Origin of the sequence: Streptomyces sp. NPDC050161 (assembly GCF_044460025.1) — a bacterium.
Taxonomy (GTDB): Bacteria; Actinomycetota; Actinomycetes; order Streptomycetales; family Streptomycetaceae; genus Streptomyces.
This window is the reverse complement of record NZ_JBITJM010000003.1, coordinates 530,658-556,134: the sequence shown is the minus strand read 5'-3', so window position 1 is coordinate 556,134 and position 25,477 is coordinate 530,658. Positions and strand designations below refer to the sequence as shown.

Sequence of the window (25,477 nt, the reverse complement as noted above, 5' to 3'; positions counted from 1 at the left end):
GTCTTATGCAGTTGAACCCTTACGGGCAGGACCCGGTCCGGTTTGTGGCCCAGCTCACCAACACCCCGCCGCGCAGCGCCGCCGAGCTGGCCGATCGCTGCGTCGCCGCGGGCTTCGCCATCGACCGGCCGGTCGATGACCACGACCTCGCCGAGGTGCTGGACTACCTGCCCCGCTGGGCCGAGGTCGTCGACGCCGACACCGACGAGCACCGCGCCGCGCTGCTCAACGCGCTGCTCGCCGACGCCTCGACGCACCCCCGGCTGACCGACCACGCCGACGGCGGCTGGCACATCCACTACCGCGAGGACGGCATCGGCATCGGCGGCGTGCTGCGCGCCGTCGCATCGGTCGGTACCGCCCTGCACCTGACCGGCCTCGGCATGCACCGCCTCGGCCGCTGCGCGCTGGCCGAATGCACCCACGCCTACGCCGACTTCACCCGCGCCGGGCGGCAGCGCTACTGCTCGCACGGCTGCGCCAACCGCGACGCGGTACGCCGCCACCGGGCCCGGAAGGCGGGCTGAACCGCCCGCGGGCGGACCGGTCCCCGAGCGGCGGGATGCGCCCGGGGTGGCCGGGATCAGCCGTTCCGGGCGATCGTCCTCCGGATCCAGCCGGCGTAGGCGGGCACGCTGCTGTAGAGTCCCGGCCCGTCCGCGCAGGCCAGGTCAGGGGCGCCGGGGCCCGATGTGGTCCCGATCAGTTCCCACCGCCCGCCGTGGCCCCGCCGGATCTGCGGCCCGCCGGAGTCCCCGTAGCAGGCCATGGCGTGCGGCACCCGGCTGACCGTGCACAGCCGGGTCCTGCCCGCGTAGCCGGGGGCGCACTCGGCGTCGGATCCCCGGCGGGTGTCGAGTTGCCTGAGCCGGTCAGGGAATACCGCCTTGGTGAGGTCCTCCGTGTCGACGACGGTGCCGAAGCCCAGCAGCCGGGTCGGTGTGCCGGGCCGTCCGGGCCGTGCGGCGATCCGGATGGGCCGCTCGCTCACCGGACGGTCCAGGCGGATCAGCGCGACGTCGTTCCGGTTGGGCCCGCCCAGCGCATAGCCCGGGTGCGTGAAGGTCGCGTCGATGGCCCGGACCGTGCCCCCTGACGTCCGCCGCGCGCTGCCGATACGGACGATGCCGTCCGGCTTCACCAGCTTCGGATCGACGCAGTGGGCCGCCGTCAGCACCCACCGCGGATCGATCAGCGACGCCCCGCAGACACCGTCGTCCCGCACGTGCGGAACCGACACGGGGACCGTCGCCATGAACGGGTAACGCTGCGGGGAATTCCCCCCGTTGACGATCGCCCCGGCGCTGCCGGTCATCGTGGTGGCGCACACCGCGCCGACCAGCACGACGACGCCGACGGCACGCGCCGCACGGCGGTGCACCCAGGTCAGGCTGAACACAGAGCTGTCCCTTCGATCGGGATTCCGGACCCGCTCAGCCTGCGCGGCCACGATCCGCCGATCCATCCGGGCAACAGGCCGGTGCACCATGGGGAAAGCCCCCGATGCCGCGTTCCGTGGGCGGCGGCTCGGCGCGTACGCGCGGACGCAGCGAAGCCAGCTGTGTGCCGAGCCGATGGCTCGCCGCCGAACCGGCTCAGGGATCATGATGCGCGGATACCACCGCCAGCAGCGAAGGAGCCCGCCCATGCCCGGATCCGGTGAGAAGAGCAGCATCCCCGAGCCGGCACTGTCCGACGCCGGTCCTGAGCAGGCACGGAGCGGCGGGCGGATCATCTTCCTGAACGGGACGTCCAGTTCGGGGAAGTCCAGTATCGCGAGGGAGTTGCTGCACACCCTGGACGAGCCGTACTTCCACCTGCCCGTCGACGCCTTCCACGCGATGCGGTCCCGCCGCGAGGTCTCCCCCGACGAGCTGCCGCTTCTCCTGCGACGCACCTGGATGGGCTTCCACCGCGCCGTCGCCGGGATGGCCGCGGCCGGCAACAACGTGGTGGTGGATCACGTACTGAGCGAACCGTGGCGGCTGCTCGACTGCCTCGGGCTCTTCACGGCCAGGGATGTGGTCCTGGTCGGCGTCCGGTGCCCGTTGGAGGAACTGGAGCGGCGGGAACGCGAGCGCGGCGACCGCCCGGCGGGCCTGGCGGCCCGGCAGTTCGAGCAGGTGCATGCGCATGGCGTGTACGACATCGAATGCGATACGGCCACGGCCACCGCGGTGGACTGCGCCCGGCAGATCAGCGCCTTCCTGCCGCGGCAACCGGCGCCCACCGCGTTCGAGCGGCTCGCGGTGACGTTGCGCGCCGAACCGCCGGCGCCGGGGGACAACTCCCGGGAGCCGCGCCCCGTTTGACGGCGCCGAGCGTCCTCACCCTGCGGCCGTCCCTTCGGAGCGGCGCGTGGCGGTGCCCACCGCGACGGCGTTGGCGGTGACGATCACGGCGACGGCCAGCCATGACGCCATGGGGAGGCGCTGGCCGAGCACGAACAGGCCGACCAGCGACGCGAACACCGGGTTCACGCTCATGAAGACCCCGAAGAAGCGGGCGGGAACCCGGCGCAGCGCGAGCAGATCGGCGAGGAAGGGCACCGCGGACGACAGCACACCCGCGGCGAGCGCGCACCCCAGGGCACCGACGGTGGGCTGGTGGAGCCGGAGGACGACGGCGCCGACCGGCAGATAGAGCAGGCCGGAGACGAACGCGGCGGCGGCCGACCCCTGAAGCCCGGGAAGGCGCTCGCCCACGGTGCGGTTGAGCAGGATGTAGCAGCCCCAGCAGACGGCGGCGAGCAGGGCCAGGCCGATGCCGAGGTAATCCGTGCTGGGCCGGGGCCGGGTGAGGACCACCACACCAGCGGCGCCGGCCAGCGCACAGGCCAGGTCGATGCGGCGGCGGGAACTCACCAGCGCCACCGTGAGCGGGCCCAGGAATTCCAGGGTGACCGCCAGGCCGAGCCCGATCCGGTCGATCGCCGTGTACAGCGTCAGGTTCATGGTCGCGAACACCGCGGCCAGCCCCAGCACCGGCCGCCACTGCGCAGCGGTGAAGGAACGCAGCTTCGGCCGGCCGATGCCCAACAGCACCGCCGCGGCCACCCATTGACGCACCGCCACCACACCCACAGGCCCGATGACCGGGAAGGCGAGCGCCCCGAGCGACGCCCCGACCTGGTTGGACAGGCCACTGCCCACCATCAGGGCCATCCCGGACCACCGGTGTGACGTCGTCTGCGGCACGACGGCCACGGTCACGTCTGCGCGAGCTTCGAGTGTCATGGCCAGACCATCCGCCGCTCCGGCACATGCGCAAAATGCATCCGACGCGCCATCTATACCCTGAACGCATGGATGGTCATCGGGAGTTGGAACTGCGGCACCTGCGCTGCCTGGTCACGATCGTCGACACGGGCAGCTTCACCGACGCCGCGATCGAGCTGGGCGTCTCCCAGGCCGCGGTCTCCCGCACCCTGCTCGCCCTGGAGCGGATCCTCGGCGTACGGCTGCTGCACCGCACCAGCCGCGCCCTCACCCCCACCACCGCAGGTGTGCAGGTACTCGCCCGCGCCCGCCATCTGCTCACCGACGCCGAGGAACTGGTCCGCCAGGCCACCACCGGACACACCCGGCTGCGGATCGGCCACGCCTGGTCCTCGATGGGGCGCCACACCGCCGAGTTCCAGCGCCGCTGGCACGACCGCTACCCCGACGTCGCACTCCATCTCATCCGCCACAACACCCCCACCGCCGGTCTCGCCGAGGGCCTGTGCGACCTGGCCGTCCTGCGCACCGCCGTCGACACCCGCCGCTACGCCCACGCCCTCGTCGGCCACGAGCACCGCTGTCTGGCCCTCGCGTCCGACGACCCGTGGACCAGGCGCCGCAGCATCCGCCTGGAGGAGATCCGCGAGCGCACCCTGGTGGTGGACCGCCGCACCGGCACCACCACCTTGGACCTGTGGCCCGAAGGCGCCCGGCCCGCCGTCGAGTACACCCACGACATCGACGACTGGCTCGCCGCCATCGCCACCGGCCGCTGCGTCGGCGTCACCCCGCGGGCCACCGCCGCCCAGTACCGCCGGGACGGCATCGCCTACCGCCCGGTGCGCGACGCCGATCCCGTCCCCGTCCGCCTCATCTGGCGCCGGCACGATCCGCACCCGGCCACCCACGCCGCCGTGGCCCTGCTCGCCGACCTCTACCGCGAGGACGCCTGACACCGGCACCCTTTGCATGATCAAAAAAGGGTGCGGCTACCATATGAGCACCGCCTAGCTCGAAAGTTAAATCTGTGACTGTCAATGACGACTCGTTCACCAACTGGAAGACCCGCGAGGAGATCGCGGAGTCGATGATCCCGACCATCGGGAAGCTGCACCGGGAGAGGGACGTCACCGTCCTGCTGCACAGCCGCTCCTTGGTGAACAAGTCGGTGGTCAGCATCCTCAAGAGCCACCGATTCGCCCGCCAGATAGCCGGTGAGGAACTCTCGGTCACCGAGACCCTGCCCTTCCTCCAGGCCCTCACCGCGCTCGACCTCGGCCCTTCCCAGATCGACATCGGGATGCTCGCCGCGACCCACAGGTCCGACGACCGCGGCCTGTCGGTGGCGGAGTTCACCGCCGAGGCCGTCGCCGGCGCCACCGGCGCCAACAAGATCGAGTGCCGCGAGGGGCGCGACGTCGTCCTCTACGGCTTCGGCCGCATCGGCCGGCTCGTCGCCCGCCTGCTCATCGAGAAGGCCGGATCGGGCAACGGGCTGCGGCTGCGCGCCGTCGTCGTCCGTCAGGGCGGCGAGCAGGACATCGTCAAGCGCGCCTCGCTGCTGCGCCGGGACTCCATCCACGGCCAGTTCCAGGGAACGATCACCGTCGACGAGGCGAACAGCACGATCGTCGCCAACGGCAACGAGATCAAGGTGATCTACGCCAACGACCCCTCCGAGGTCGACTACACGGCGTACGGCATCAAGGACGCCATCCTCATCGACAACACCGGCAAGTGGCGCGACCGGGAAGGGCTGTCGAAGCACCTGCGCCCCGGCATCGACAAGGTCGTGCTGACCGCGCCTGGCAAGGGTGACGTCCCGAACATCGTGCACGGCGTCAACCACGACATGATCAAGCCGGACGAGCAGATCCTGTCCTGCGCGTCCTGCACCACCAACGCGATCGTCCCGCCGCTGAAGGCGATGGCGGACGAGTACGGCGTCCTGCGCGGCCACGTGGAGACCGTCCACTCGTTCACCAACGACCAGAACCTGCTGGACAATTACCACAAGGCCGACCGTCGTGGCCGCTCGGCGCCGCTCAACATGGTCATCACCGAGACCGGTGCCGCATCGGCCGTCGCCAAGGCACTGCCCGACCTCGACGCGCCGATCACCGGCAGCTCCATCCGCGTCCCGGTGCCCGACGTCTCGATCGCCATCCTCAGCCTGCGACTCGGGCGCGAGACCACCCGCGACGAGGTGCTCGACCACCTCCGCAACGTGTCGCTGACCTCGCCGCTCAAGCGCCAGATCGACTTCACCACCGCCCCCGACGCGGTGTCGAGCGACTTCATCGGCTCGCGGCACGCCTCGATCGTCGACGCAGGACCCACCATGGTCGACGGCGACAACGCGATCCTCTACCTCTGGTACGACAACGAGTTCGGCTACTCCTGCCAGGTCATCCGCGTCGTCCAGCACGTCTCCGGGGTGGAGTACCCGACCTACCCGGCTCCGGCGGTCTGACCCCGGCGGACACGGCGATCCGGCGTCCCGGAGGGGCGGCGGTGGGGAGCAACCGGTCCCGGACGGCATCCGGGACCGGTCGCGTTCCCGCCGCCGCCCCTCTGCCTGCCCGGTCCGCGGCGGCTTGGGGGAGCGGGCGCGCGGATGCGCCGCGTCGGTGGCCGTCCGACGATTGAGGACCGGGCAGCGGGTGGTCCGTGCCCGCCTCAGGAGGTCGACGTGCAGGCCGATGCGAACGCCGCCAGCCCGCTGCCGTGCGACAGATCCGTCCTCGCCACCCTCTTCGACGGTGCGCCGCACGGCGTCGCCCTCTTCGACACCGCTCTGCGCTACCAGTACGTCAACCCGGCGCAGGCTCTCATCAACGGCCTGCCGGCCGCCGAGCACCTCGGCCGGAGCATCATCGCCGTCCTGCCGGAGTTCGACGAGCGCCAGACCGTGCTCCGTGCCGTGCTCCGCGACGGCCGGCCCCGCGACACGACATTCAGCGGTCTGACGCGTCACCTGACGGGCAAGGACCGACGGCACTGGCGCGGTAGCTACTACCGGATCGAGGCGGACGGCAGCTGCCTGGGCCTGATCGGGGTGGTCCTGGAGGTCAGCTCGGCCGCTCACCAGTGGGAAGACCTGGAGCGCACCAGGCGCTACCTGACCATGCTGGACACCGCCGCCACCAGCATCGGCACCACCCTGGACATGGACACCACCTGCCGGGAGCTGGCGGATTTCGTGGTGCCCACCCTGGCCGATGTCGCGTCCGTCGAGGTCTTCCCACCGGACATCGGCCACGCCGTGCGCCGTCCGCCGCCCGGCGTGCTCCGGATGCGCCGCGCCGCCCTGGCCATCGCCCCGGCCATCCGCGACGCCGTCACCGGGAACTTCCAGGAGCCGGGCGAGTACATCGACTACCAGGAGGACTCGGTCGTACAGCGCTCCCTGGCCACCAACCAGCCGGTGCTGGCGAACCCCACCGACGAACAGCTCAGCCGGTCGGGCCCGGCACCCGAGCGGGCCGCCGCCTACCGCGCCATGGGGCTGCACTCGATGATCGTCGTCCCGCTCACGGCACGCGGGAACCCGCAGGGCATACTCGGGCTCGGCCGCACGGGCGGCTCCCCCGCCTTCACCGAGGAGGAGGACCTGGTCGTCGCCCGCGAGTTGGCCGGCCGCACGGCCGTCGACCTCGAACACGCCCGCCGGTACGCGCACGAGCACGGCATCGCCCTGGAGCTTCAACGCGCGCTCCTCTCCGAGCCGCGCGGCCAGCACCCGCACATCGAGATCGCCACCCGCTACCTGCCGGCCGAGCGCGATGTGCTCGTCGGCGGTGACTGGTTCGACGTCATCCCGCTGAAGGACGGCCGCCACCTCAAGGCCATGGGCGACGTGATGGGCCACGGCGTCGAGGCCGCCGTCGCCATGAGCCACTACCGCTCCCTGCTGCGCCTGCTCGCCGAGGACGAACTGCCGCCGCACCGCATCCTGGAACAGCTCGACACCATGGTGGAACGCTCCGGGCTCGACCGCGCCGCCACCTGCCTGATCGCGGTCGTCGACCGGCTCGCCGGGGTGTGCGAGGTGGCCAGCGCAGGACATCTGCCCCCCGTCTTCATCGATCCGGACCGCGCCCGCGCCCGCATCGCCCAGCTCCCCGTCGGCCCGCCGCTGGGCACCGGCTACGGCACGTACGAGAGCCAGGTACTGCCGTGCGGGCCCGGAACCGTGCTGTTCATGTACACCGACGGCCTGGTGGAGCGCAGGGACGAGGCGATCGACGTGTCCGTCGAACGGCTGGCGTCGCTGCGGGTACCCGCGAGCGGACGCCTGGACGACCTGCTGGACGAGGTACTGAACCGCTTCGGTGAGGACGCGGAGGACGACATCGCGGTACTCGCCTCCCGCATCCGTACGGACGACCGACCGGAGCGACAGACGGGCGGGGCGGGCTGAGGGGGCCTGGGCAGGGGCGGAGCAGGGGGATGCCGGAGTTCCACCCGGATCACGGTCGTTCCGCCCTCCTGCCTCCGACCGACGCACGGCCGTTCCGGCTCCGCCGTCGCCGCGAGGCGCTGCCGGCTCATCGCCCCGCTGCTCCAGTCCTTCCGCGCCGAGCGCGCCGAGCCCCTGCCGCCGGCCGCCCCGCTCGGCCTGTACCGATACCACGTGCCCCGGCCCGCCACGACCTGACGCTTCCGCCCGCCGTGCAGTCCGTGGCCACGGGACGCCCTCCGGCCGCCCGGCAGCTGCGCCCGCGTGCGGAGCGCCGTCGTGGCCCTGATCCTGAAGCAGTGGAGGGCGTACGCCGGACCTGCGCGGCGCGGGCAGCCGGAAGCGCCGTGGAGCGGTACGGATGTGTGTCCGGGCTCCACCCGGGCACCCACGAGGGCAGCAGCGCAAGGCACCCGACACGCAGCATGTCGCGGCACCGTGACAGCGGAACGGACACACATGAGCAACGGATTCATGGGTCCGGAGGGCTACGACCCGGACCCGTTCGGCGACTTCCTCGGACGATTCTTCGGCCGCTCCGACGGGGCGAGCCGCACGCCACGGCAGGCGGACATCGCCCGTCTGATGAGCGAGAGCGCCCGGGATCTGGTCACCACCGCAGCCACCTACGCCGCGGATCACGGCAGCCCCGAGCTGGGCACCGAGCACCTGCTGCGAGCGGCGCTCTCCGCCGAACCGACGCGCAGCCTGATGCGGCAGTCCGGCGCGGATCCCGACGCGCTGGCGAACGACATCGACCGCAGCGCCGGGACGGGGCCGCAGCAGTCCCGCGTCTCCGTCACCCCGGCCGTGAAGCGGGCCCTGCTGGGCGCCCACGACCTGGCGCTGGGCAGCGGCGCCTCCTACATCGGCCCCGAGCACGTGCTCGAAGCGCTCGCGGCCAATCCGGACTCGGCGGCGGGCCGCATCCTGAACGTCTTCCACTTCGACCCGCAGGCCACCCCGCAGAGCGGCCATCAAGGGGGACTCAGCCACCAGGCCGCCGCCCCCGAGCAGAGCCCCACCGCGCGGCACGAGACGCCGACCCTCGACAAATACAGCCGCGATCTGACGGACATGGCGCGGTCGGGCCGTATCGACCCGGTCATCGGCCGCGAGGAGCAGATCGAGCAGACGATCGAGGTGCTCTCCCGGCGCGGCAAGAACAATCCGGTCCTGGTCGGCGATGCCGGCGTCGGGAAGACCGCGATCGTCGAGGGCCTGGCGCAGCGCCTCGCCGACGGGGACGTCCCCGACGTTCTGGCCGGGCGGCGGGTCGTCTCGCTGGATCTGACAGGTGTCGTCGCCGGTACCCGCTACCGCGGAGACTTCGAGGAGCGGCTCAACAACATCATCGAGGAGGTCCGCGCGCATGCGGACTCCCTGATCGTCTTCATCGACGAGCTGCACACCGTGGTCGGGGCCGGGGGCAGCGGCTCGGAAGGCGGCTCCCTGGAGGCCAGCAACATGCTCAAACCCGCCCTGGCCCGCGGGGAGTTGCACGTCATCGGCGCCACCACCCTGGAGGAATACCGGCGCCACATCGAGAAGGACGCCGCGCTCGCCCGTCGCTTCCAGCCCATCCTCGTGCCCGAGCCCTCGGTCCCCGACACCGTGGAGATCCTGCGGGGGCTGCAGGACAGGTACGAGGCCCACCACCAGGTCAGGTACACGAACGAGGCGCTGCTCGCGGCGGTGGAACTGTCGGACCGCTACCTCACCGACCGCTTCCTGCCGGACAAGGCGATCGACCTGATCGACCAGGCGGGCGCCCGGATCCGGCTGCGGTCCGGCACCACGGCCACCGACGTGCAAGACCTCAAACGCGAGGCGGAACAGCTGGTCAGGGACAAGGACCAGGCCGTCGCAGCGGAGCAGTACGAACGTGCCACCGAGCTGCGTGACCGCATCGCGGAACTCACCGCTCGGATCGGCGCGGGCGAAGGCGCGGGCGAGGCACCGGGAGACGGCCGGATCGTGGAGGTCACCGCCGATGACATCGCGGACATCGTGTCGCGGCAGACGGGCATCCCGGTCAGCAACCTGACGGAGGAGGAACGGAGCCGGCTGCTGGGCCTCGACGAGCGTCTGCACTCTCGGGTCATCGGGCAGGACGACGCGGTGGCCGCCGTCTCCGAGGCGATCCTGCGTTCCCGCGCCGGGCTCGCCGACCCGCAGCGCCCGATCGGCAGCTTCCTCTTCCTCGGCCCGACGGGTGTGGGGAAGACGGAGCTGGCCCGCGCGCTGGCCGAGGTGATGTTCGGCAGCGAGGAGCGCATGGTGCGGCTCGACATGAGCGAGTACCAGGAGCGGCACACCGTGAGCCGGCTGGTCGGCGCGCCTCCCGGGTACATCGGCCACGAGGACGCGGGGCAGCTGACCGAGGCCGTACGCCGTCACCCGTACTCGCTGGTGCTGCTCGACGAGGTGGAGAAGGCCCACCCCGACGTCTTCAACATGCTTCTTCAGGTACTCGACGACGGCCATCTGACCGACTCGCAGGGCCGCACGGTCGACTTCAAGAACACGGTCATCGTGATGACCAGCAACCTCGGCTCGGACGCGCTCAGCGGCGGTCTCGGGGTCGTCGGCTTCGGCCCCGGCGACGGCGCGGCCGGTACGGGTGACGCGGCGCGCGACCGTGCGCTGAGCACCCTGCGCGGGCACTTCCGCCCGGAATTCCTCAACCGGCTCGACGAGATCATCGTCTTCCGACGCCTCACGGACGACCAGCTGCGCCAGATCACGAGCCTGCTGCTGGAATCGACGCGCCGCCGGCTCCATGCCCAGGACATCGCGATCGAGTTCACGCCGGAGGCCGTCGACTGGCTCACCCAACGGGGCCACCAGCCGGAATACGGAGCCCGACCACTGCGGCGCACCATCCAACGCGAGATCGACATCTCGCTCTCCCGGCTGCTGCTCGACGGAACCCTGTCCCCCGGCGACCGGGTACGCGTCGAGATCGAAAACGACAAGCCGTCCTTCCGCACCAGCCGCACCACTCCGGACGAAGAAGGCGGCCACGACCGGCAGAGCGGAGATGGCCGGGGTGACCAAGGGCCCGGGGACACGTCGGGAAGCTCCTGATCGGCGTCGAGGTCTCTGCCCGGCGTCGGCATGCCTGCCCGGCACCGGCAAAGGTCCCCGATCCGAGGCATCGCCTTTCGCGGCATCGTCGTTCACCAGGATCCTTTGGAGCCGTTCCCCGCCGCTGCCACCCCCGGTGCTCCGGCCCGCCGCCCCGGCCGCCTCCTGTACATGGGGCGCGGCCACGGTGCGGGCCACCCCGTTCGCCTGGCCCGACGAGTGCTGAGGCCGTAGGGAAGCCCGAGGCCGCACCGGTCCGCACCAGGCAGCCTGCCGCGCGCTCGTCGGCGACGACCTTCGCCCCCTTTCTGCCGTTTCGCCGGCGACCGGCCGCTCCTCCCGATTCACGGGGAGCGGCAATTCGGCATCCGGATATTCCCCTGCCGCGCGGACGCCTCGCGCAGGGCCGAGGGCCGGTCCGGCGCCCGGTGCGCCACGACGCCCGCACCCGCCATGGGGTGGGCGCCCTACCGGACATGGCCCTCCGCTCCCCCGCCGTCCGAGGCCGTCCGATGCCCCGGACCGTGCCTCCCATAAGCGGCGAATTTGCCCCAGCCCAGGGGCGGTGTGCAACAGTGGGCAGTCCGGTCGGCCGGGCGCGCCTTGTGCGCAGCCGCCGCCGGGCCCCCAATACCTCAGACGGTTCCGGTCGCGCCCTGCGCGCGCCCGGACTGTCGCCTTCCCGTGACGCCCTTCCCCCAGAGAACGATGCACGCAACGACTCTTCTCCCCCCGACGGCAGACCTGTTCACCCAGGGCCTGGAGTTCCAGACCGGTTCCGCCCTGCTGCGTTTCGGCGCCGCACGGCCGCGCCCTGCGGGCCGGATCAGCTGGTCCGGCGATGGCGCCGTGGCCTGGCTGGACGCCGATCGCGGGCACGTGTGGAGCGTCGGGCAGCCGGACGTCTGCGCCGGCCTCATCCTGCGCGCCGCACATGAACTCCCCGATGGTGTAAGGGAGTTCACCGGTCCTCGTGGCACCGACGCGCTGACCGCCCGGCACCTTCCGGTGACCTCCGCCGTCGAATGGGTCTTCCGTTGGACCTTGGAAGCACCGCCGGTCCAACGGGCGGAGGAACGGGTGGTCGCGCTCGGCCCTGCCCACCACGGGGAGCTGCGGGACTTCCTCGGCGAGCACAGCCCCGCCCACTCGACCGGCCCCGGCTCGTCCGACGTGCGCCTGTGGGCCGGTATCCGCGACACGGACGGTCACCTGGTGGCCTGCGGCGCCCTGAGCGCCCTGCGGGACAACGGCGCCCCGCTGATGGCATCGGTTGCCACGGACGCCCGGCAGCGCGGCCAGGGCCTCGGGGCCGGACTGACCTCGTGGCTGACCCGGTACGCCGTGCACCACCACGGCTTCTGCACGCTCTGGCAGCTCGCCGACAACGCCCCCGCCGAACGCCTCTACACCCGCCTCGGCTACCGCAACGAGGACCCCTGCGTGACCGCGCACCTCGCCACCCGCTGACCAGCAGCGGGCGGCGGCCACGGCCCGCACCCGGACACGACGACCGCCCCCGCCATCATCGGCGCCGCGATCATCCGCCGACTCCGGTCCAGCGTGGCGCGGTAAAGCGCGCCACGCTCCACGTCCCGCCCGCACCATCAGCCACCCCCGCGACAGGACGGCCCACACCCCCATCCCGGCAACGGCCGAGCCGCGACTGACACCGCGGGCCGCCTCGCGTAGACGCTTGCGGCGCGGCGAGCACCGGCCATGAGCCGTGAGAACTTCCCCGAACCCGCCCTGCCCTCGGTCGGGCAGACCATTCCGTGCCACGACTGATTCCCCCCTTTCACTCCCTGCTTCCCCTATTTGGGTAGCCCCCGGGGCGTCCCCGACGGGCAAAGCCCGGCAACGCGCCGACTGCTCACCCACCACCGCCGGGACTTCGCGCCCGGCACAACGGCCTTCGGCCATGGCATCGCCGCGACGAGCAGTGCGCTCCCCGCCGAGCCCTCCTGAGGGCGCACCCCGCGGCGCCAAAGCGGTCCGACCCAAGGCCACTTCAGGACCGGTCGGCGGCGTGCTCCTTCAGAAAGACGCCGGCGTGCGCGGCAGCCTCCTCCTTCGTGCTGAAGGAAGATGCGCGCTCGGCCTCCCCGCGCATGCCGTCCGCACCGTGCCCGGACCACCGCCAGCCGCCACACGCCGGACTCCAGGACAACTCGGCGGTGCCACCGAAGAGTTCGACGGTGCTCGACTTCCGCTTCGCCTCAGTGGACGGCCTGTCGATGGCCTCGGGCCACTTCTTGCGGGCGCCCTGCCGGGTGATCCCCCAGGCAGCACCCATCTGCTCGTAGCTCGCACCGTAGGAACCGGCGGTACGGGCCGCCTGTGCTGCCAACCGTCCGACCTCCACATCCACCACCTTCCAGGCGGCGAGTATCGACAGCGCCACCTCCACAGGGTCCGCATCCCACATGCGGTCCTTGGGGAGCCCGGTCGACCGGGCACGCATGGCCGAGGCGAGCGGGTTGAGTGCGTCGTAAAGGGCTTTGTCGAGGGCTACCAGTTCCGCGTCAACGGTCTCAGACGGCTTCATGACGACAACCATAGTTTCCACAAGACTTCATGACAATAAAAGTTACCAACTGGCATATGCCAGTTCGGGCCCCGCGGTCCACCCGCAGCGGTAGCCCCCCCCCGCCGACCGCCCCACAGCCCCGCCCCCTGCCCTCTCCCCACCCCTCACCACCCACCGGATGACCCGCACCTTCGGTCGAAGGACAATGAAGAAGACCCGGTTCGTGCACGGGCACGCCGAGTCGGGAGGGGTTTATGCGGGCCCGCAGGCGCCGCGTTTGCCGCTGACGCAACAGCCCTGGCGGTCGTCGAAGAACACGGAGCGCGACCATGAACAACGTCATCACCGTTGGCTTGGACGGCACACCCGAGTCGTTGTCCGCCGCCCACTGGGCCGCGCGGGAGGCCCTTTTGCGTCATGCCCGACTGCGGCTGCTGCACGCGTGGACACTGCGGGCACACGGGGCCCCACAGCCCGGCGATGACGACGACCAGAGCCACTGGCCCCGTCGGATCGTGCACGAGGCCCGCGCCGCCATCCAGGCACGCCGCCCCGAACTCCCCATGGAAGACGAACTGGTGGTCAAGGACCCACTGGACGCACTGCTGGACGCGGCAGACCGTTCGGACCTCCTCGTCCTCGGCTCACGGGATGCGAACCCCATGGCCCGCTACGTGCTCGGTGAGGTAGGGCTCCAGACAATGTCACGCTCCGGCGTACCCACCGTCTTCGTCCGCGCCCCGCAGGACCCCGAATCGACGGCACAGAGGGGCTGCGTGGTGGTGGGCGCGAGTCTGCACGAGCCCTGCAAGGCGCTGCTCGCCTTCGCCTTCGACACCGCCGCGCGGTGGGACGTCCCCCTGCGCGCCGTGCTCGGCAGGCACCTCCCCGCGTACGCGTACAACCGCGGCGGCGGCGTGGAACCGTACGCGGTGGAAACCGCGGCGCGGGACGCGCAATGGGAGCTGACCGAGGCGCTGCGCCCTTGGCGGGACGCCTTCCCTGACGTGCCTGTGGAGCACTGCGTCATGATGGAGAGCCCGGCGCCCGCACTGCTGCACTGCTCCGACGATGCGGGCCTGCTCGTCGTGGGCCGCCGCCACAAACACCGGGCGCTGCGCCCGCCCATCGGGCACGTCGTCCACGCCGCGGCCCACCATGCCCCGTGCCCCGTGGCGGTCGTCCCCCACGAGTGAACGCCAGGTCAGGGGAAGACGCCCGGGGCCCCGGCCTTCAGGCGGAGCCCTCTCGCCTAGACGAGGCCACCGTTACTGTTCAGCAGTTGCCCGTTGATCCACTGCCCCTGTGGTGAGCACAGGAAATCCACCAGGTGGGCGGCGTCCCGCGGGGTGCCGAGGCGGCCGAGCGGCGTCCCAGCCAGGCAACTCTCCCGAACCTCCGGGGACATCCAACCCGTATCGGTCGGCCCGGGGTTGATCACGTTGGCGGTGACACCGAGGTGGGCGAATTCCTGGGCCGCGGCCAAGGTGATGCGGTCCAGGGCTCCCTTGCTCGCACCGTAGGGAAGATTGCCGACGGTGTGGTCACTGGAGAGGCTGACGATCCGGCCCGTTCCGTGGGCGCCGCGAAAGCGTAGGCCGTACTCGCGGATCAACAGCCAGACGGCACGTGCGTTGACGGCGAAGTGCCGGTCGAAGCTCTCGACGGTGGTGTCGAGCAGACCGGAATCGACCGACTCGCAGTGGCACATCACCAGGGCGGTGACACTGCCCAGCCGGCGTTCCGCCTCCTGGAAGATCCGCGCAGGGGCATCGGGATCGGCGAGGTCCGCCTCGATCGCGGCCGTGCTCGCGCCGCGCACGGTCAGCGCACTGTCGATCGCGCCCGTTGCCCCTCGTTCGATGCCCCAGACCATCCGCTGGTCGTAGGGGGTCCAGTACGTGAAGGCGATGTCCCAACCCGAGCTTGCCAGTTGGCGGGCTACACCTGCGCCGATACCGACGGTCCGGCCCACGCCGGTGACCAGCGCGAGGGGGCGGGATCCGCCGGGTGCAGCTACCTGATTCTCATCGGTGGCGTTCATGGACAGGGATGGTCCGGCGCAGACCTCGGTGCGGACAACTGATTTAACCGCGGTACGTACAAAGGGGCTGCGTTCGGTCTACGCAGTCCGGCACGGCACCGCCGCCCCACCGGCGTGCCTTACGGCGAACCGCCGGGCTCCGCCCCGTCACCAGTAGTGGCGCCGGCCTCTCACCGCGTGTCCCAGAGATCCCAGGACCCAGAGCACGGCTCCGATAACGAGGAGTACGCAGCCGATCGTCCACAGGATCGCAATACCGGCAACCAGCCCGATGACGAGGAGAATGATTCCGAGAATGATCACGGTAACCTCCTGATCCGGTAATCAACTGTACCGCTAGCTACCCCATTCGGCGATTTCAGCAACTCATTGCGCAAAAAAATGCGTCGCATGAGCTTTCCGGAGGGCGGCGGAATGCCGGCCGCTCGATGCCCTCCCGTTGCCGAATTGATCCGACAGGCGAACTACCCGACTAAGCGGCCAGTCGGATCCCGCCCCGCCGTCCTCGCGGCGTGGCGGAGCACAGGGCCGTTACGCGCCCGCCAGGATGGCGAAGCTTCCACCGTCCGGCGTCGTCCCGGCACCCGGGCCGAGGGCAGACCAGGGAGCCACGCACGGACTCAGGCCGCCACCCGATGGGGCATGGCCTGCCATTGCATCCCGGAGGCCCCATGCACGTCGCGGAGAATGAGCCGGCCGATATCGATACCGGTACCGATGTCGTATCGGAGCAGAGGGTGCGGGCCGGTCGGACAATGCTCGGCTGGCTGACGACAACCGACCACAAAGTCATCGGCAACATGTATTTGGCGACCTCTTTCTCCTTCTTTCTCTTCGCCGGCCTCCTGGCCATGGCCATGCGCGCGGAACTCGCCCGGCCCGGCTTGCAAATCGTTTCCAATGAACAGTACAACCAGTTGTTCACGATCCATGGCACCATCATGATGCTTCTGTTTGCGACACCCACCTTCACCGGGTTCGCCAACGTCATCATGCCCCTCCAGATCGGCGCCCCCGACGTAGCCTTTCCGCGCCTCAACGCTTTCACTTACTGGGTTTACCTGTTCGGCGGGCTCATGGTGGTATCGGGATTTTTGACAGCGACCGGTGCCGCATCATTCGGCTGGTTCGCCTACGCTCCGCTGAACGGCGCGGTGCGCACTCCCGGAGCCGGGGCCGACCTGTGGACCATGGGCTTGGCCGTGGCCGGCCTCAGCACGATCCTGGGATCCGTCAATTTCATCACCACGGTCGTCTGCCTGCGAGCCCCCGGCATGACGTTGTTCCGTATGCCGATTTTCACCTGGAACGTCCTCTTCACTTCCATCCTGGCCCTGCTCGCCTTCCCCGTCTTCACCGCCGCCCTGTTCGCGTTGGAGTCCGACCGCAAATTCGGTTCGCACGTATTCGATTCGGCCAACGGCGGAGCACTGCTGTGGCAGCACCTCTTCTGGTTCTTCGGCCATCCCGAGGTCTATATCGTCGCCCTGCCGTTCTTCGGGGTCGTGACGGAGATCCTTCCGGTTTTCAGCCGCGCGCCGGTATTCGGATACATTTCGCTGATCGGCGCCACGGCAGCGATCACCGGTCTTTCCGCAACCGTATGGGCCCACCACATGTTCGCCACGGGTGCCGTACTCCTCCCCTTCTTCGCACTCATGTCCTTCTTCATCGCCGTACCCACCGGCGTAAAATTCTTCAACTGGATCGGCACCATGTGGCGCGGGTCGCTGTCGTTCGAAACGCCCATGCTGTGGTCGATCGGGTTCTTGGTGACGTTTCTGCTGGGCGGTCTTTCCGGGGTGCTGATCGCCTCGCCACCTCTGGATTTTCACATGACGGACAGTTATTTCATCGTCGCCCATCTCCACTATGTACTGTTCGGCACCATCGTCTTCGCGACGTTCGCGGGATTCTATTTCTGGTGGCCCAAGATGACCGGCCGCATGCTCGATGAACGGCTGGGCAGAATTCATTTCTGGACACTCTTCGTCGGCTTTCAGTGCACCTTCCTCGTACAGCACTGGCTGGGTGAGATGGGCATGCCCCGCCGCTATGCCGACTACTTGGCGGCCGATGGCTTCACCACGCTCAATACGATTTCCTCCGCCGGCGCCTTCCTCTTGGGCTTGTCCACGCTCCCCTTCCTCTACAACGTCTGGCGAACCAGCAGGTACGGGGAAAAGGTCGCTACGGACGACCCTTGGGGGTGGGGCAGGTCCCTAGAATGGGCAACGAGCTGCCCGCCGCCGCGGCACAATTTCGTGGCGCTGCCCCGTATCCGCTCGGAAGCTCCGGCTTTTGACCTTCACCACCCCGAGGTCGAACCTGCGCCGAGAGCATCGCGCAACGGACCACCACCCTCCGGCGAAAGTGAGGTGGCCCGATGAAGGCGGAGTCATTTCTCTTCGCCGGCGTCACCCTGTTCTTCGCCATCACGGCCGCTGTGTACGGCTGGCTGGCGGAAGAACCCGCCGGGCTCGCGGCGCTCATCGTCTCCTTCTTGATGTCCGCGCTGATCTCGTTCTTCCTCTGGACCCAGCACGTACGGCGGGGGCAGCGGCTACAGGACCGCAAGCGGGTCCGGATCCAGGAAGCCGTCGGCCCGCTGGGGAATTTCTCGCCGCGCAGTTACTACCCGGTGCTCACCGCCGCGGGATCCGCGCTGCTCGGGCTCGGCATCGTCTACGGACTGTGGCTTTTTCTGATCGGGGTCGGCGTACTCGCCGCGGGAGTGGCCGGTTTCACCTTCCAGCACAACGACCTCGGATCGTGACGGCACAGCAACGTGACGGCATGGCAGGGCACGGCAACGTGACCGCGCAACAGGGCAAAGCACCGTCGTTCGGCCTGTCACCCGGTTTCCACCGGCACACAGTCACTCCGCAAACCGGCTGTTGCTCCGTTCCCTGTACGCAAGGCAGCCTCCGACTTCCCGTAAGGCAGTGATGCCGGATTCCGCACGTGGTGCGTCGATTGGAGACTAGGGATGCGTTTCACTCGACAGAAGACAAGACGGCGGAGTGCCGAACGTGACGCGTTCGCGCGTACCTTCGCGTGGCTCGACGGGCGCCTGCCGGCGGCGGAGGAAGGTAAGGGGCTGCTCAGAAAGGCATTCCCCGATCATTGGTCGTTTCTCCTCGGCGAATTGGCGCTGTACAGCTTCCTGGTACTGCTGCTGACGGGCGTGTATCTGACATTTTTCTTCGACCCTGGGATGTCGGAGAGCCCATATCACGGTCCTTACGGACCCCTTCGGGGCGTCCGGATGACCGATGCCTACTCGTCGGTCCTGCACATCAGCTTCGAGGTCCGTGGTGGCCTGCTCATCCGCCAGATCCACCACTGGGGGTCCGTCGTATTCGTCGCCGCCATCGGCGTGCACCTGTTGCGGGTGTTCTTCACGGGGGCTTTCCGACGGCCACGGGAAATCAACTGGACGGTTGGCGTCACGTTGTTCACGCTCGCCCTCTTGGAAGGGTTCTGTGGCTACTCCTTGCCCGATGATCTCCTGTCGGGGACGGGCCTGCGCATCGCCGAGGGCGTAATGCTGTCGATTCCCGTCGTCGGCAGCTATCTGACCTTCTTCGCCTTCGGTGGCGAATACCCTGGCATGGACATCATCCCCAGGCTGTACGTCATCCACATTCTCCTGGTGCCCGGCATTCTGATCGCGCTGCTGGTGGGACATCTCATCCTGGTCGTCCATCTCAAACACACGCACTGGGCGGGACGCGGAAAGACGAACAGGAACGCCGTAGGGCAGCCCATGTACCCGCAGTTCATGGCGAAGTCCACCGGACTGTTCTTCATGGTCTTCGCGGTGCTGACACTGCTCGGCGGGCTGGCACAGATCAACCCTGTTTACGACTACGGCCCTTACCGGACCGACCAAGTGTCCACAGCATCACAACCGGACTGGTACATCGGGTTCCTGGAAGGTTCCCTACGGCTGATGCCGCCCTTCGAAACGAACCTGTGGGGGCACACCATCATGTGGAACGTGCTGCTGCCTGCCGTCGTACTGCCCGGCCTGATCTTCCTTTGCCTGTACGCGTATCCCTTCTTCGAGAAATGGGTCACCGGCGACACCGGTGAACACCACCTGTGCGAGCGGCCCCGCAATCGCCCCACCCGCACGGGCCTCGGGGTTTCCGGCGTGACGTTCTACGCCGTGCTGCTCCTGGCCGGCGGGAACGACGTCATTGCGCAGACATTCGACGTCTCACTGAATGCCCTGACGTGGACGTTCAGGGTGTGTCTCGTCCTGGCTCCGCCCATTGCCTTCATCGTCACGAAACGTCTCTGTCTGGCACTTCAGGATCACGACCGGAAGCGCCTTGCCGAAGGAGACGAGACGGGGCAGATCCACCAGTTCGTCGAGGGGCGGATGGAAGACGAACACGTGGCTCTGTCGCCGTCGGTGCGCTACACCCTCCTGGTCCGCGAGCGCCCCCGCCCCTTGCGGACCTCCCCGGCGGAAGGCCCGCGGCGCCGGACGGAACGCCTGCGGACGGCGCTCAGCCGGTGGTTCTACCGGGACGCGGTGGAGATGCCGACCACGGGAGACCAGCGCGAGGAGATCGCCGCCAGGATGGCTGGACCGAGCCACGGTGACCGCTGACGAAGCCGTCGATGTGCCGTCGCGGAAGGGGCCGAACGTCAGTCGGCGAACGCCGCGCTCGTCCGCACCTCCCCCGTCCGTTGACATTGACCCTCACCGTACCGATCGGTACGGTGAGGGTCGTTCCGATAGTACCGATCGGTACGCCGTGCGATGGATGCACGCGTCCGGCGACGTCAGGGAGGCATGACGCATGGAAGTCCGGTCACCAACAGGGCAGCGTGTCTGGGGAGTTGCCTGCGATCTCTTCTACCGGGAAGGGATCCGCGCGGTCGGCGTCGCCGAGATCGCCGAGCGCTCCGGCGTCGGAAAGCCGAGCATCTACCGGAGCTTCGATTCCAAGGAGAATCTCGCCGTCACCTACGTGAAGGCGCAGGCCAAACCCCGGCACGTCTGGCTGGACGCGGCACGTGCTGCCTGCCCCGGTGATCCACTGGCCCAACTGCACCACGTGATCGGCGCCATGGCGGACCGGATCAGCGAACCGGACTTCCGCGGCTGCCCGTTGGCCAACGCCTGCGTCGAATTCCCCGACCGCGAGCACCCGGTGCACCGCGCCGCCGGAGATCTGAAGGCCGAGTACCTGGAGATGCTGGCCGAACTGGTCGCACCGCTGCCCGTCCGCGACCCCCAGGGCCTGGCCTACATGCTCCAGATGCTGGTGGAAGGCGCCAACGTCAGCACGCAGATCTTCACCGCCGAACGCTCAGCGGCGGCGCTCAAGGAAGGCGCGGACCGTCTCATCCAGTCCTTCATGGACCGATAGCCCGCAGCCCGCAGCCCGCAGCCGAACGAGGAACGACAACGCCATGACCACCGCCCCCGCATCGACCGCGCCCCTGCGCGCCCACGCGGAGCAGCTCATCCGCGGCCGTCGCGCCATCCGCGCCTTCCGCCCCGACCCCGTACCGCAGGACGTCCTCCGCGCCGTGTTCTCCCTCGCGGGTGCGGCGCCCTCCAACTCCAACACCCAGCCCTGGCACGCCGAGGTGGTCAGCGGCGCCGCCCGCGACCGGCTCAGCGCGGACCTCCTCGCCGCCCACGCCGCGGAGCACCGGACTCCGGATTTCCCCTACCGGGAGGACATGTACAGCGACCTGCACCGGAAGCGGCGCAGCGCGGCAGGCGCGGCGATGTACGACGCCCTGGGCATCCACCGCACCGATCAGGCGGCCCGTGCCGCATACGACGCCGAGAGCCTCAACTTCTACGGTGCGCCGCACGTCGCCCTGCTGTTCCTGCCGGCCACCGCCGAGGTGCGGATGGCTGCCGACATCGGCATGTACAGCCAGACACTGCTGCTGGCCCTGACGGCGTACGGCATAGCGAGCTGCCCTCAGGGGCTCCTCAGCTTCTACGCCGACACGGTGCGTGGCTCGCTGGGCGTCGCCGAGGACCGCAAGCTGCTGCTCGGTGTCTCCTTCGGCTACGCGGATCCGTCCGCTCCGGTGAACGGCATCAGCATCCCCCGTGCCGACCTCAGTGAGACGACCCGTTTCAGCGAGTAGAAGCAGGTGATATCGGGTGGTTCAGTCGTCGGCCGGTGTGGCGGGGGTGCCGCCGAAGTGCTCGCTCCGCTCCGCCCCTCGGGCCACGAATTCCCGTACGTCCCGGGCGAGTTGCTGCGCATGCTCGGGCGCTGGACCCGCTCCCGCGTACGGGCGGAAGCCGGCAACGGCCGCAACCGGCGCGATCTGCCCACGCCCTTGACGTGGATCGGCCTCTCGACCCACGTCGTACGGGGTCGAGAGGCCGACCGTGATGCCACCCGCTTCGGGCGATCCCCCGCGTCGCCCGAATCAGGTGGCTCGACCGGACCCCGTGCCTCGGGCAGACGGACATCCGGCGACGCCCCCGAGTATACTGGCTCCGAGCCAGTCAACGCAGGAGTTCCAGAATGACCCCCCGCAGTCCATCGGTCAATGAAGAACTGCGGCGGCGTTCCCGCGAGCGGCTGCTCCAGGCGACCGTCGATCTTGTCGGTGAGCGCGGATACGAGGCGACGACGCTCGGGGACATCGCGCAGCGCGCGGGCGCGGCCCGCGGTTTGATCTCGTACTACTTCCCGGGCAAGCGCCAGTTGCTGCAATCCGCGGTGCACCGGCTGATGCACCTCACGCTCCAGGAAGCACTGGAGCGGGAACCGCGACCGGACGGACCATCGGCGGGTTGTGAGCTGCTGGCGCGGGCCATCGACGCGATCCTAGGGCTGACCCGCGATCATCCCTTGCTGATGCGGACCCACATGGCGGGGATCCTGACGGCCGACGGATTCATCCAGTGCCCCGAGCAGCAGCGGCTCGCCTACTTGCTGCGCGAGACGGTCGTGGCGTACGGCTCGACCGATCCGGACGCCGATTACCCGCTACTGCGCGCGCTGCTGATGGGCTCGGTGGTTCCGCTGCTGCTGCCCGGAGCACCCACACCGTTGCCCCGCCTGCGCGCCGAGCTCTTCCAACGGTACGGGCTGGACTGGGAGTTGGGTTTCCCACCGGACGAGGGCCCGCCCGGCGGGGCGCCGCGGCGGGGCTCCGCGCCGACGGGGTAGCGGCCCGGTCGCCGTACCGGCCGTGCCGCTAGCGCTTGTTGTGACGCGGGGCCAGGAATCCCGCGTCGCGGGCGGCGGCGATCAGCTTCAGGGACCGGCGCCGGCCGCGCCTGGTCGCATCCATCACGGCAGCCACCGGATCCCGGCCCTCCCGCTGCGCCTGCTGGTAGGCGTCCGCCGCGACCTTGCACCGCTCTTTGCCTCGTACGCGGATCGCACTCTGTGCGGCCACGGACTCCGGGGCGTCTTCGACGGTCTCGGTCGCCTCGGGCGCGGCAGCGGTGCCGCTGGGGGCGGCGGTGCCGGTGGCGCTGCTGGGGTCGACGCGTTCATCGGCGTCGGGTGCGGCGTCGGCGGGTTCTGCGGTGGGTACGGATCGTTGTTCGCCCGTGCCGTACGTCACGGCTTCCGCGGGAGCCTCGGTTCCACCGGGCGGCGCGGCTTCCCCCGGCGCCTCGCACTCCGGGGCCGGCTCGCGCTGCGGTTCCGGCGCCGCCGTCGGGTCCGGGGCGTGGTCCGGCGTCCGTTCGCTCTCCGGCAGGGACGCGGCCTCCGCCTGTGCCAGGGTCTCGCCCCATGGTGTTGCCGGGGGCGCCGGTACGGGGCGCGGCCTGCGGGGGCGGCCGGTGGCGAGGCGGCAGGCGTCGTCGAGCGGGCCCTCCATCCAGTGGGCGAGTGCGGTGAAGCCGTCGAGGGCGAGCGGCGGGTCGGCGCGCAGGTCCTCCACCGTGATGGCGTCGTCCGAGACCGTGACCAGCACGTCGATGCGAGCGCCGTCGGCGAAGGTGAGGCGGGCGCTCACCCAAGGCGCCAGGGGGTCGAGCCGGGGCGACGACGGAGTGCCGAGGCCGGGGGCAGTGTCCGGATCGTCGGAAGCGGGCGCGGCCGAGCCGTACCCCCGCACCTCCCAGGCGGGCCACTCCGAAGCGTCACCGTGAGATTTATATCGGTCATTAACGGTATAAAAGTCGCTTTCCGACACCAGGGAAACGTAGCGCCCCGCCCGCCCGGCCCAGTCCCGCGGCACGCTCATCGCACCGGGACAACCCCGATAGCTCACCACACGCGAGGCGCGGCGGTGCGATGCTGGGGGTACTTCGCGAGAGGGGCCTCCCGTGCTTCGTGTCGCAGTGATCGGTTCCGGGCCGAGCGGTGTCTACACCGCCCAGTCCCTGATCGAGCAGCAGGTCGTGCCGGACGTCGAGGTATACGTCCTCGACCGCCTGCCGTGCCCGTACGGGCTGGTCCGGTACGGCGTCGCTCCGGACCACGAGAAGATCAAGTCGTTGCAGGGCACGCTGCGGAGCGTGCTGGAACATCCCCGGGTGCGTTTCCTGGGGAATGTGGAGGTGGGCGCCGGAGGCGTGACTCCGGAGCGGCTGCGGGAGATTTTCCATGCGGTGGTCTTCTGCGTGGGCGCCGCTACCGACCGGCGGCTCGGCATTCCCGGTGAGGGCCTGCCGGGCAGCCACGCGGCGACCGATTTCGTCTCCTGGTACAGCGCCCATCCGGACGCCGCCGGCACCCGCTTCGCGCTGGCCGCGCGGTCGGCGGTGGTCATCGGCGTGGGGAATGTGGCGGTCGACGTGGCGCGGATCCTGGCGCGCGGTGCCAACGATCTCGCCGGGACGGACATGCCGCAGGACGCCTTGCGGACGCTCGCCGGCAGCCGTGTGACGGACATCTGGATGGTCGGCCGCCGCGGGCCGTCCCAGGCCAAGTTCACCACCAAGGAGCTGCGGGAACTGGGCGCGCTGCCGGGCGCCGATGTCCGCGTGGACGGCGCCGAGCTGGCGCGGGATCCCGGGTTCCGTGATCCCGGTGCGCTGCCGGCCGTGGTCCGCCGCAATGTGGAGGTGCTGCGCGGCTGGTCGCAGGGGGCCGGGCCGGCCGATGACGTGGCGCCAGGACCCCACGCACCGCGGCGGCGGATCCATCTGCGGTTCTTCCTGCGCCCTGTCGAGATGCTGGGCGACGCCGCCTCGGGGGTGCGCGCCGTCCGCTTCGAGCGGACCGCGCCGGACGGGCACGGCGGGGTGACCGGCACCGGCACGTACGAGGACATCGCCGCGCAGGTGGTGCTGCGTTCGGTCGGGTACCGGGGGATGCCACAGCCGGGGCTGCCGTTCGACGAGGCGAGCGGGACCGTGCCGCACCAGGAGGGCAGGGTGCTGCGCGACGGCGTGCCGTGCCCCGGTCTGTATGTGGCGGGCTGGATCAAGCGGGGCCCGACCGGGGTCATCGGGTCCAACCGGCCGTGCGCGAAGCAGACCGCGGCGGCGCTGCTGGAGGACGCGGGGGTGCTCGCCGCTCGTACGGTGGCGGATGATCCGGTGGCCGCGCTGCGGCGGGCGGGCCAGGACCCGGTCCCCTGGTCCGGCTGGCTGCGCATCGAGGCGGCCGAAGCCGCACTCGGCCGCCGGCTGGGGCGCGGCAGCGTCAAACTGGCGGACTGGCAGGGCCTGCTGGCGGCGGCGCACACGGACGACGGAGGGGCCGCGGTGCGGTGAGGCCCGCGGGCCGGGCGTCCCGTGGGTCAGGCGTCGCCCAGCCGTTCGGCCTGGAGGTCGGCGGCCCGGAGGATGCCGTCGATCAGTCCGGGGAAGAGGTCGTCGAGGTCCTGGCGGCGCAGCGCGTTCATCTTGGCGGTGCCGCGGTAGATCTGCTGGATGACGCCGTGTTCACGCAGCACGCGGAAGTGGTGGGTGCAGGTGGACTTGCTCACCGGGAGTTCGATGTCCGCGCAGTTCAGCTCCCCTTCGGCCGCGGCCAACCGGCAGACGATGCGCAGTCGCATCGGGTCGGCGAGCGCGTGCAGCACATCGGCGAGCCGGATCGCCTCGCGGCGTGGGTGCTCCAGCACCCGCGAGCCGGTCGGCGTGCCGCTCGGGGCGTCGGCAGGCGTCGTATCGGTCTGCATGGCGGCTCCTGACGTGCGGCTACGAGGTTCTGGCGGGA

The 25,477-nt window shown here is 70.1% G+C and carries 22 protein-coding genes; 15 read left to right on the top strand and 7 right to left on the bottom strand.

Annotated elements, in window-relative coordinates:
• The first annotated feature begins 5 nt into the window (after nucleotides 1-5).
• The gene (locus tag ACIBK8_RS07820) at nucleotides 6-527 is read left to right on the top strand and encodes a CGNR zinc finger domain-containing protein (RefSeq protein ID WP_399040730.1); all 522 of its coding nucleotides are present in this window, start codon (nucleotides 6-8) and stop codon (nucleotides 525-527) included.
• A 56-nt stretch (nucleotides 528-583) separates the two neighbouring features.
• On the opposite strand, the gene ACIBK8_RS07815 is transcribed toward ACIBK8_RS07820, so the two are convergent.
• Nucleotides 584-1,399 carry a S1 family peptidase gene (locus ACIBK8_RS07815; RefSeq protein WP_399040729.1) on the bottom strand — a complete coding sequence of 272 codons (816 nt, stop codon included), beginning with the start codon at nucleotides 1,397-1,399 and terminating at the stop codon, nucleotides 584-586.
• 247 nt (nucleotides 1,400-1,646) lie between these two features.
• Between ACIBK8_RS07815 and ACIBK8_RS07810 the strand changes: the two genes are divergently transcribed.
• Nucleotides 1,647-2,312 carry a chloramphenicol phosphotransferase CPT family protein gene (locus tag ACIBK8_RS07810; protein WP_399040728.1) on the top strand — a complete coding sequence of 222 codons (666 nt, stop codon included), beginning with the start codon at nucleotides 1,647-1,649 and terminating at the stop codon, nucleotides 2,310-2,312.
• 15 nt (nucleotides 2,313-2,327) lie between these two features.
• On the opposite strand, the gene ACIBK8_RS07805 is transcribed toward ACIBK8_RS07810, so the two are convergent.
• On the bottom strand, nucleotides 2,328-3,164 hold the full coding sequence (locus ACIBK8_RS07805) for an EamA family transporter (protein ID WP_399040766.1): 837 nt from the start codon (nucleotides 3,162-3,164) through the stop codon (nucleotides 2,328-2,330).
• A 140-nt stretch (nucleotides 3,165-3,304) separates the two neighbouring features.
• Here ACIBK8_RS07805 and ACIBK8_RS07800 point away from each other — a divergent pair, with 140 nt between their 5' ends.
• From ACIBK8_RS07800 to ACIBK8_RS07780, 5 genes are all read left to right on the top strand, one after another.
• Nucleotides 3,305-4,174 carry a LysR family transcriptional regulator gene (locus tag ACIBK8_RS07800; protein ID WP_399040727.1) on the top strand — a complete coding sequence of 290 codons (870 nt, stop codon included), beginning with the start codon at nucleotides 3,305-3,307 and terminating at the stop codon, nucleotides 4,172-4,174.
• Between the two features lie 74 nt (nucleotides 4,175-4,248).
• Nucleotides 4,249-5,694 (top strand): glyceraldehyde-3-phosphate dehydrogenase, encoded by a 1,446-nt coding sequence (locus tag ACIBK8_RS07795; RefSeq protein ID WP_399040726.1) that lies wholly within the window; start codon nucleotides 4,249-4,251, stop codon nucleotides 5,692-5,694.
• Between the two features lie 219 nt (nucleotides 5,695-5,913).
• Nucleotides 5,914-7,644, top strand: coding sequence for a SpoIIE family protein phosphatase (locus ACIBK8_RS07790; RefSeq protein WP_399040725.1), 1,731 nt, complete (start codon nucleotides 5,914-5,916; stop codon nucleotides 7,642-7,644).
• A 498-nt stretch (nucleotides 7,645-8,142) separates the two neighbouring features.
• Nucleotides 8,143-10,773, top strand: coding sequence for an ATP-dependent Clp protease ATP-binding subunit (locus ACIBK8_RS07785; RefSeq protein WP_399040724.1), 2,631 nt, complete (start codon nucleotides 8,143-8,145; stop codon nucleotides 10,771-10,773).
• A 708-nt stretch (nucleotides 10,774-11,481) separates the two neighbouring features.
• Nucleotides 11,482-12,243 (top strand): GNAT family N-acetyltransferase, encoded by a 762-nt coding sequence (locus ACIBK8_RS07780; RefSeq protein ID WP_399040723.1) that lies wholly within the window; start codon nucleotides 11,482-11,484, stop codon nucleotides 12,241-12,243.
• A 541-nt stretch (nucleotides 12,244-12,784) separates the two neighbouring features.
• Here the strand turns inward: ACIBK8_RS07780 and ACIBK8_RS07775 are convergent.
• Nucleotides 12,785-13,321 (bottom strand): hypothetical protein, encoded by a 537-nt coding sequence (locus ACIBK8_RS07775; RefSeq protein WP_399040722.1) that lies wholly within the window; start codon nucleotides 13,319-13,321, stop codon nucleotides 12,785-12,787.
• Between the two features lie 311 nt (nucleotides 13,322-13,632).
• On the opposite strand from ACIBK8_RS07775, the gene ACIBK8_RS07770 reads away from it, so the two are divergent.
• On the top strand, nucleotides 13,633-14,499 hold the full coding sequence (locus tag ACIBK8_RS07770; RefSeq protein WP_399040721.1) for a universal stress protein: 867 nt from the start codon (nucleotides 13,633-13,635) through the stop codon (nucleotides 14,497-14,499).
• 56 nt (nucleotides 14,500-14,555) lie between these two features.
• Here ACIBK8_RS07770 and ACIBK8_RS07765 read toward each other — a convergent pair whose 3' ends face one another.
• Nucleotides 14,556-15,347 (bottom strand): SDR family oxidoreductase, encoded by a 792-nt coding sequence (locus ACIBK8_RS07765; RefSeq protein WP_399040720.1) that lies wholly within the window; start codon nucleotides 15,345-15,347, stop codon nucleotides 14,556-14,558.
• Between the two features lie 147 nt (nucleotides 15,348-15,494).
• Nucleotides 15,495-15,650, bottom strand: a complete 156-nt coding sequence (locus tag ACIBK8_RS07760; RefSeq protein WP_399040719.1) for a DUF6131 family protein — start codon at nucleotides 15,648-15,650, stop codon at nucleotides 15,495-15,497.
• Between the two features lie 452 nt (nucleotides 15,651-16,102).
• Here ACIBK8_RS07760 and ctaD point away from each other — a divergent pair, with 452 nt between their 5' ends.
• The 6 genes from ctaD to ACIBK8_RS07730 all read left to right on the top strand — a co-directional run bounded on the left by ctaD (nucleotide 16,103) and on the right by ACIBK8_RS07730 (nucleotide 22,519).
• Nucleotides 16,103-17,737: a cytochrome c oxidase subunit I gene (gene ctaD, locus ACIBK8_RS07755; RefSeq protein ID WP_399040765.1), complete on the top strand. Its 1,635-nt coding sequence runs from the start codon at nucleotides 16,103-16,105 to the stop codon at nucleotides 17,735-17,737.
• Nucleotides 17,734-18,123, top strand: a complete 390-nt coding sequence (locus tag ACIBK8_RS07750; RefSeq protein WP_399040718.1) for a cytochrome c oxidase subunit 4 — start codon at nucleotides 17,734-17,736, stop codon at nucleotides 18,121-18,123. The genes ctaD and ACIBK8_RS07750 overlap by 4 nt, the downstream gene beginning before the upstream one ends.
• Before the next feature lie 213 nt (nucleotides 18,124-18,336).
• Nucleotides 18,337-19,971 (top strand): cytochrome bc complex cytochrome b subunit, encoded by a 1,635-nt coding sequence (locus tag ACIBK8_RS07745; protein WP_399040717.1) that lies wholly within the window; start codon nucleotides 18,337-18,339, stop codon nucleotides 19,969-19,971.
• 193 nt (nucleotides 19,972-20,164) lie between these two features.
• On the top strand, nucleotides 20,165-20,737 hold the full coding sequence (locus ACIBK8_RS07740) for a TetR/AcrR family transcriptional regulator (RefSeq protein ID WP_399040715.1): 573 nt from the start codon (nucleotides 20,165-20,167) through the stop codon (nucleotides 20,735-20,737).
• A 43-nt stretch (nucleotides 20,738-20,780) separates the two neighbouring features.
• Nucleotides 20,781-21,479 (top strand): nitroreductase, encoded by a 699-nt coding sequence (locus tag ACIBK8_RS07735; RefSeq protein ID WP_399040714.1) that lies wholly within the window; start codon nucleotides 20,781-20,783, stop codon nucleotides 21,477-21,479.
• 389 nt (nucleotides 21,480-21,868) lie between these two features.
• Nucleotides 21,869-22,519 carry a TetR/AcrR family transcriptional regulator gene (locus ACIBK8_RS07730; RefSeq protein WP_399040713.1) on the top strand — a complete coding sequence of 217 codons (651 nt, stop codon included), beginning with the start codon at nucleotides 21,869-21,871 and terminating at the stop codon, nucleotides 22,517-22,519.
• 28 nt (nucleotides 22,520-22,547) lie between these two features.
• On the opposite strand, the gene ACIBK8_RS07725 is transcribed toward ACIBK8_RS07730, so the two are convergent.
• Nucleotides 22,548-23,321 (bottom strand): DUF6214 family protein, encoded by a 774-nt coding sequence (locus tag ACIBK8_RS07725; protein WP_399040712.1) that lies wholly within the window; start codon nucleotides 23,319-23,321, stop codon nucleotides 22,548-22,550.
• A gap of 313 nt (nucleotides 23,322-23,634) precedes the next feature.
• Here ACIBK8_RS07725 and ACIBK8_RS07720 point away from each other — a divergent pair, with 313 nt between their 5' ends.
• A complete protein-coding gene (locus ACIBK8_RS07720; RefSeq protein ID WP_399040711.1) occupies nucleotides 23,635-25,029 on the top strand; it encodes an FAD-dependent oxidoreductase in 1,395 nt (464 codons plus the stop codon).
• Between the two features lie 26 nt (nucleotides 25,030-25,055).
• Here ACIBK8_RS07720 and ACIBK8_RS07715 read toward each other — a convergent pair whose 3' ends face one another.
• Nucleotides 25,056-25,439, bottom strand: a complete 384-nt coding sequence (locus ACIBK8_RS07715) for an ArsR/SmtB family transcription factor (RefSeq protein ID WP_399040710.1) — start codon at nucleotides 25,437-25,439, stop codon at nucleotides 25,056-25,058.
• Between the last annotated feature and the right edge of the window lie 38 nt (nucleotides 25,440-25,477).

Excerpts from the sequence above, each read along its gene's own strand:
- ACIBK8_RS07805 (WP_399040766.1), bottom strand. The coding sequence starts at position 3,164 with ATGGCCCTGATGGTGGGCAGTGGCCTGTCCAACCAGGTCGGGGCGTCG.
- ACIBK8_RS07735 (WP_399040714.1), top strand. The coding sequence starts at position 20,781 with ATGACCACCGCCCCCGCATCGACCGCGCCCCTGCGCGCCCACGCGGAG.
- ctaD (WP_399040765.1), top strand. The coding sequence starts at position 16,103 with ATGCTCGGCTGGCTGACGACAACCGACCACAAAGTCATCGGCAACATG.
- ACIBK8_RS07740 (WP_399040715.1), top strand. The coding sequence starts at position 20,165 with ATGGAAGTCCGGTCACCAACAGGGCAGCGTGTCTGGGGAGTTGCCTGC.
- ACIBK8_RS07820 (WP_399040730.1), top strand. The coding sequence starts at position 6 with ATGCAGTTGAACCCTTACGGGCAGGACCCGGTCCGGTTTGTGGCCCAG.
- ACIBK8_RS07715 (WP_399040710.1), bottom strand. The coding sequence starts at position 25,439 with ATGCAGACCGATACGACGCCTGCCGACGCCCCGAGCGGCACGCCGACC.
- ACIBK8_RS07745 (WP_399040717.1), top strand. The coding sequence starts at position 18,337 with ATGCGTTTCACTCGACAGAAGACAAGACGGCGGAGTGCCGAACGTGAC.
- ACIBK8_RS07770 (WP_399040721.1), top strand. The coding sequence starts at position 13,633 with ATGAACAACGTCATCACCGTTGGCTTGGACGGCACACCCGAGTCGTTG.
- ACIBK8_RS07810 (WP_399040728.1), top strand. The coding sequence starts at position 1,647 with ATGCCCGGATCCGGTGAGAAGAGCAGCATCCCCGAGCCGGCACTGTCC.
- ACIBK8_RS07750 (WP_399040718.1), top strand. The coding sequence starts at position 17,734 with ATGAAGGCGGAGTCATTTCTCTTCGCCGGCGTCACCCTGTTCTTCGCC.
- ACIBK8_RS07775 (WP_399040722.1), bottom strand. The coding sequence starts at position 13,321 with ATGAAGCCGTCTGAGACCGTTGACGCGGAACTGGTAGCCCTCGACAAA.
- ACIBK8_RS07730 (WP_399040713.1), top strand. The coding sequence starts at position 21,869 with ATGACCCCCCGCAGTCCATCGGTCAATGAAGAACTGCGGCGGCGTTCC.
- ACIBK8_RS07765 (WP_399040720.1), bottom strand. The coding sequence starts at position 15,347 with ATGAACGCCACCGATGAGAATCAGGTAGCTGCACCCGGCGGATCCCGC.
- ACIBK8_RS07800 (WP_399040727.1), top strand. The coding sequence starts at position 3,305 with ATGGATGGTCATCGGGAGTTGGAACTGCGGCACCTGCGCTGCCTGGTC.
- ACIBK8_RS07780 (WP_399040723.1), top strand. The coding sequence starts at position 11,482 with ATGCACGCAACGACTCTTCTCCCCCCGACGGCAGACCTGTTCACCCAG.
- ACIBK8_RS07785 (WP_399040724.1), top strand. The coding sequence starts at position 8,143 with ATGAGCAACGGATTCATGGGTCCGGAGGGCTACGACCCGGACCCGTTC.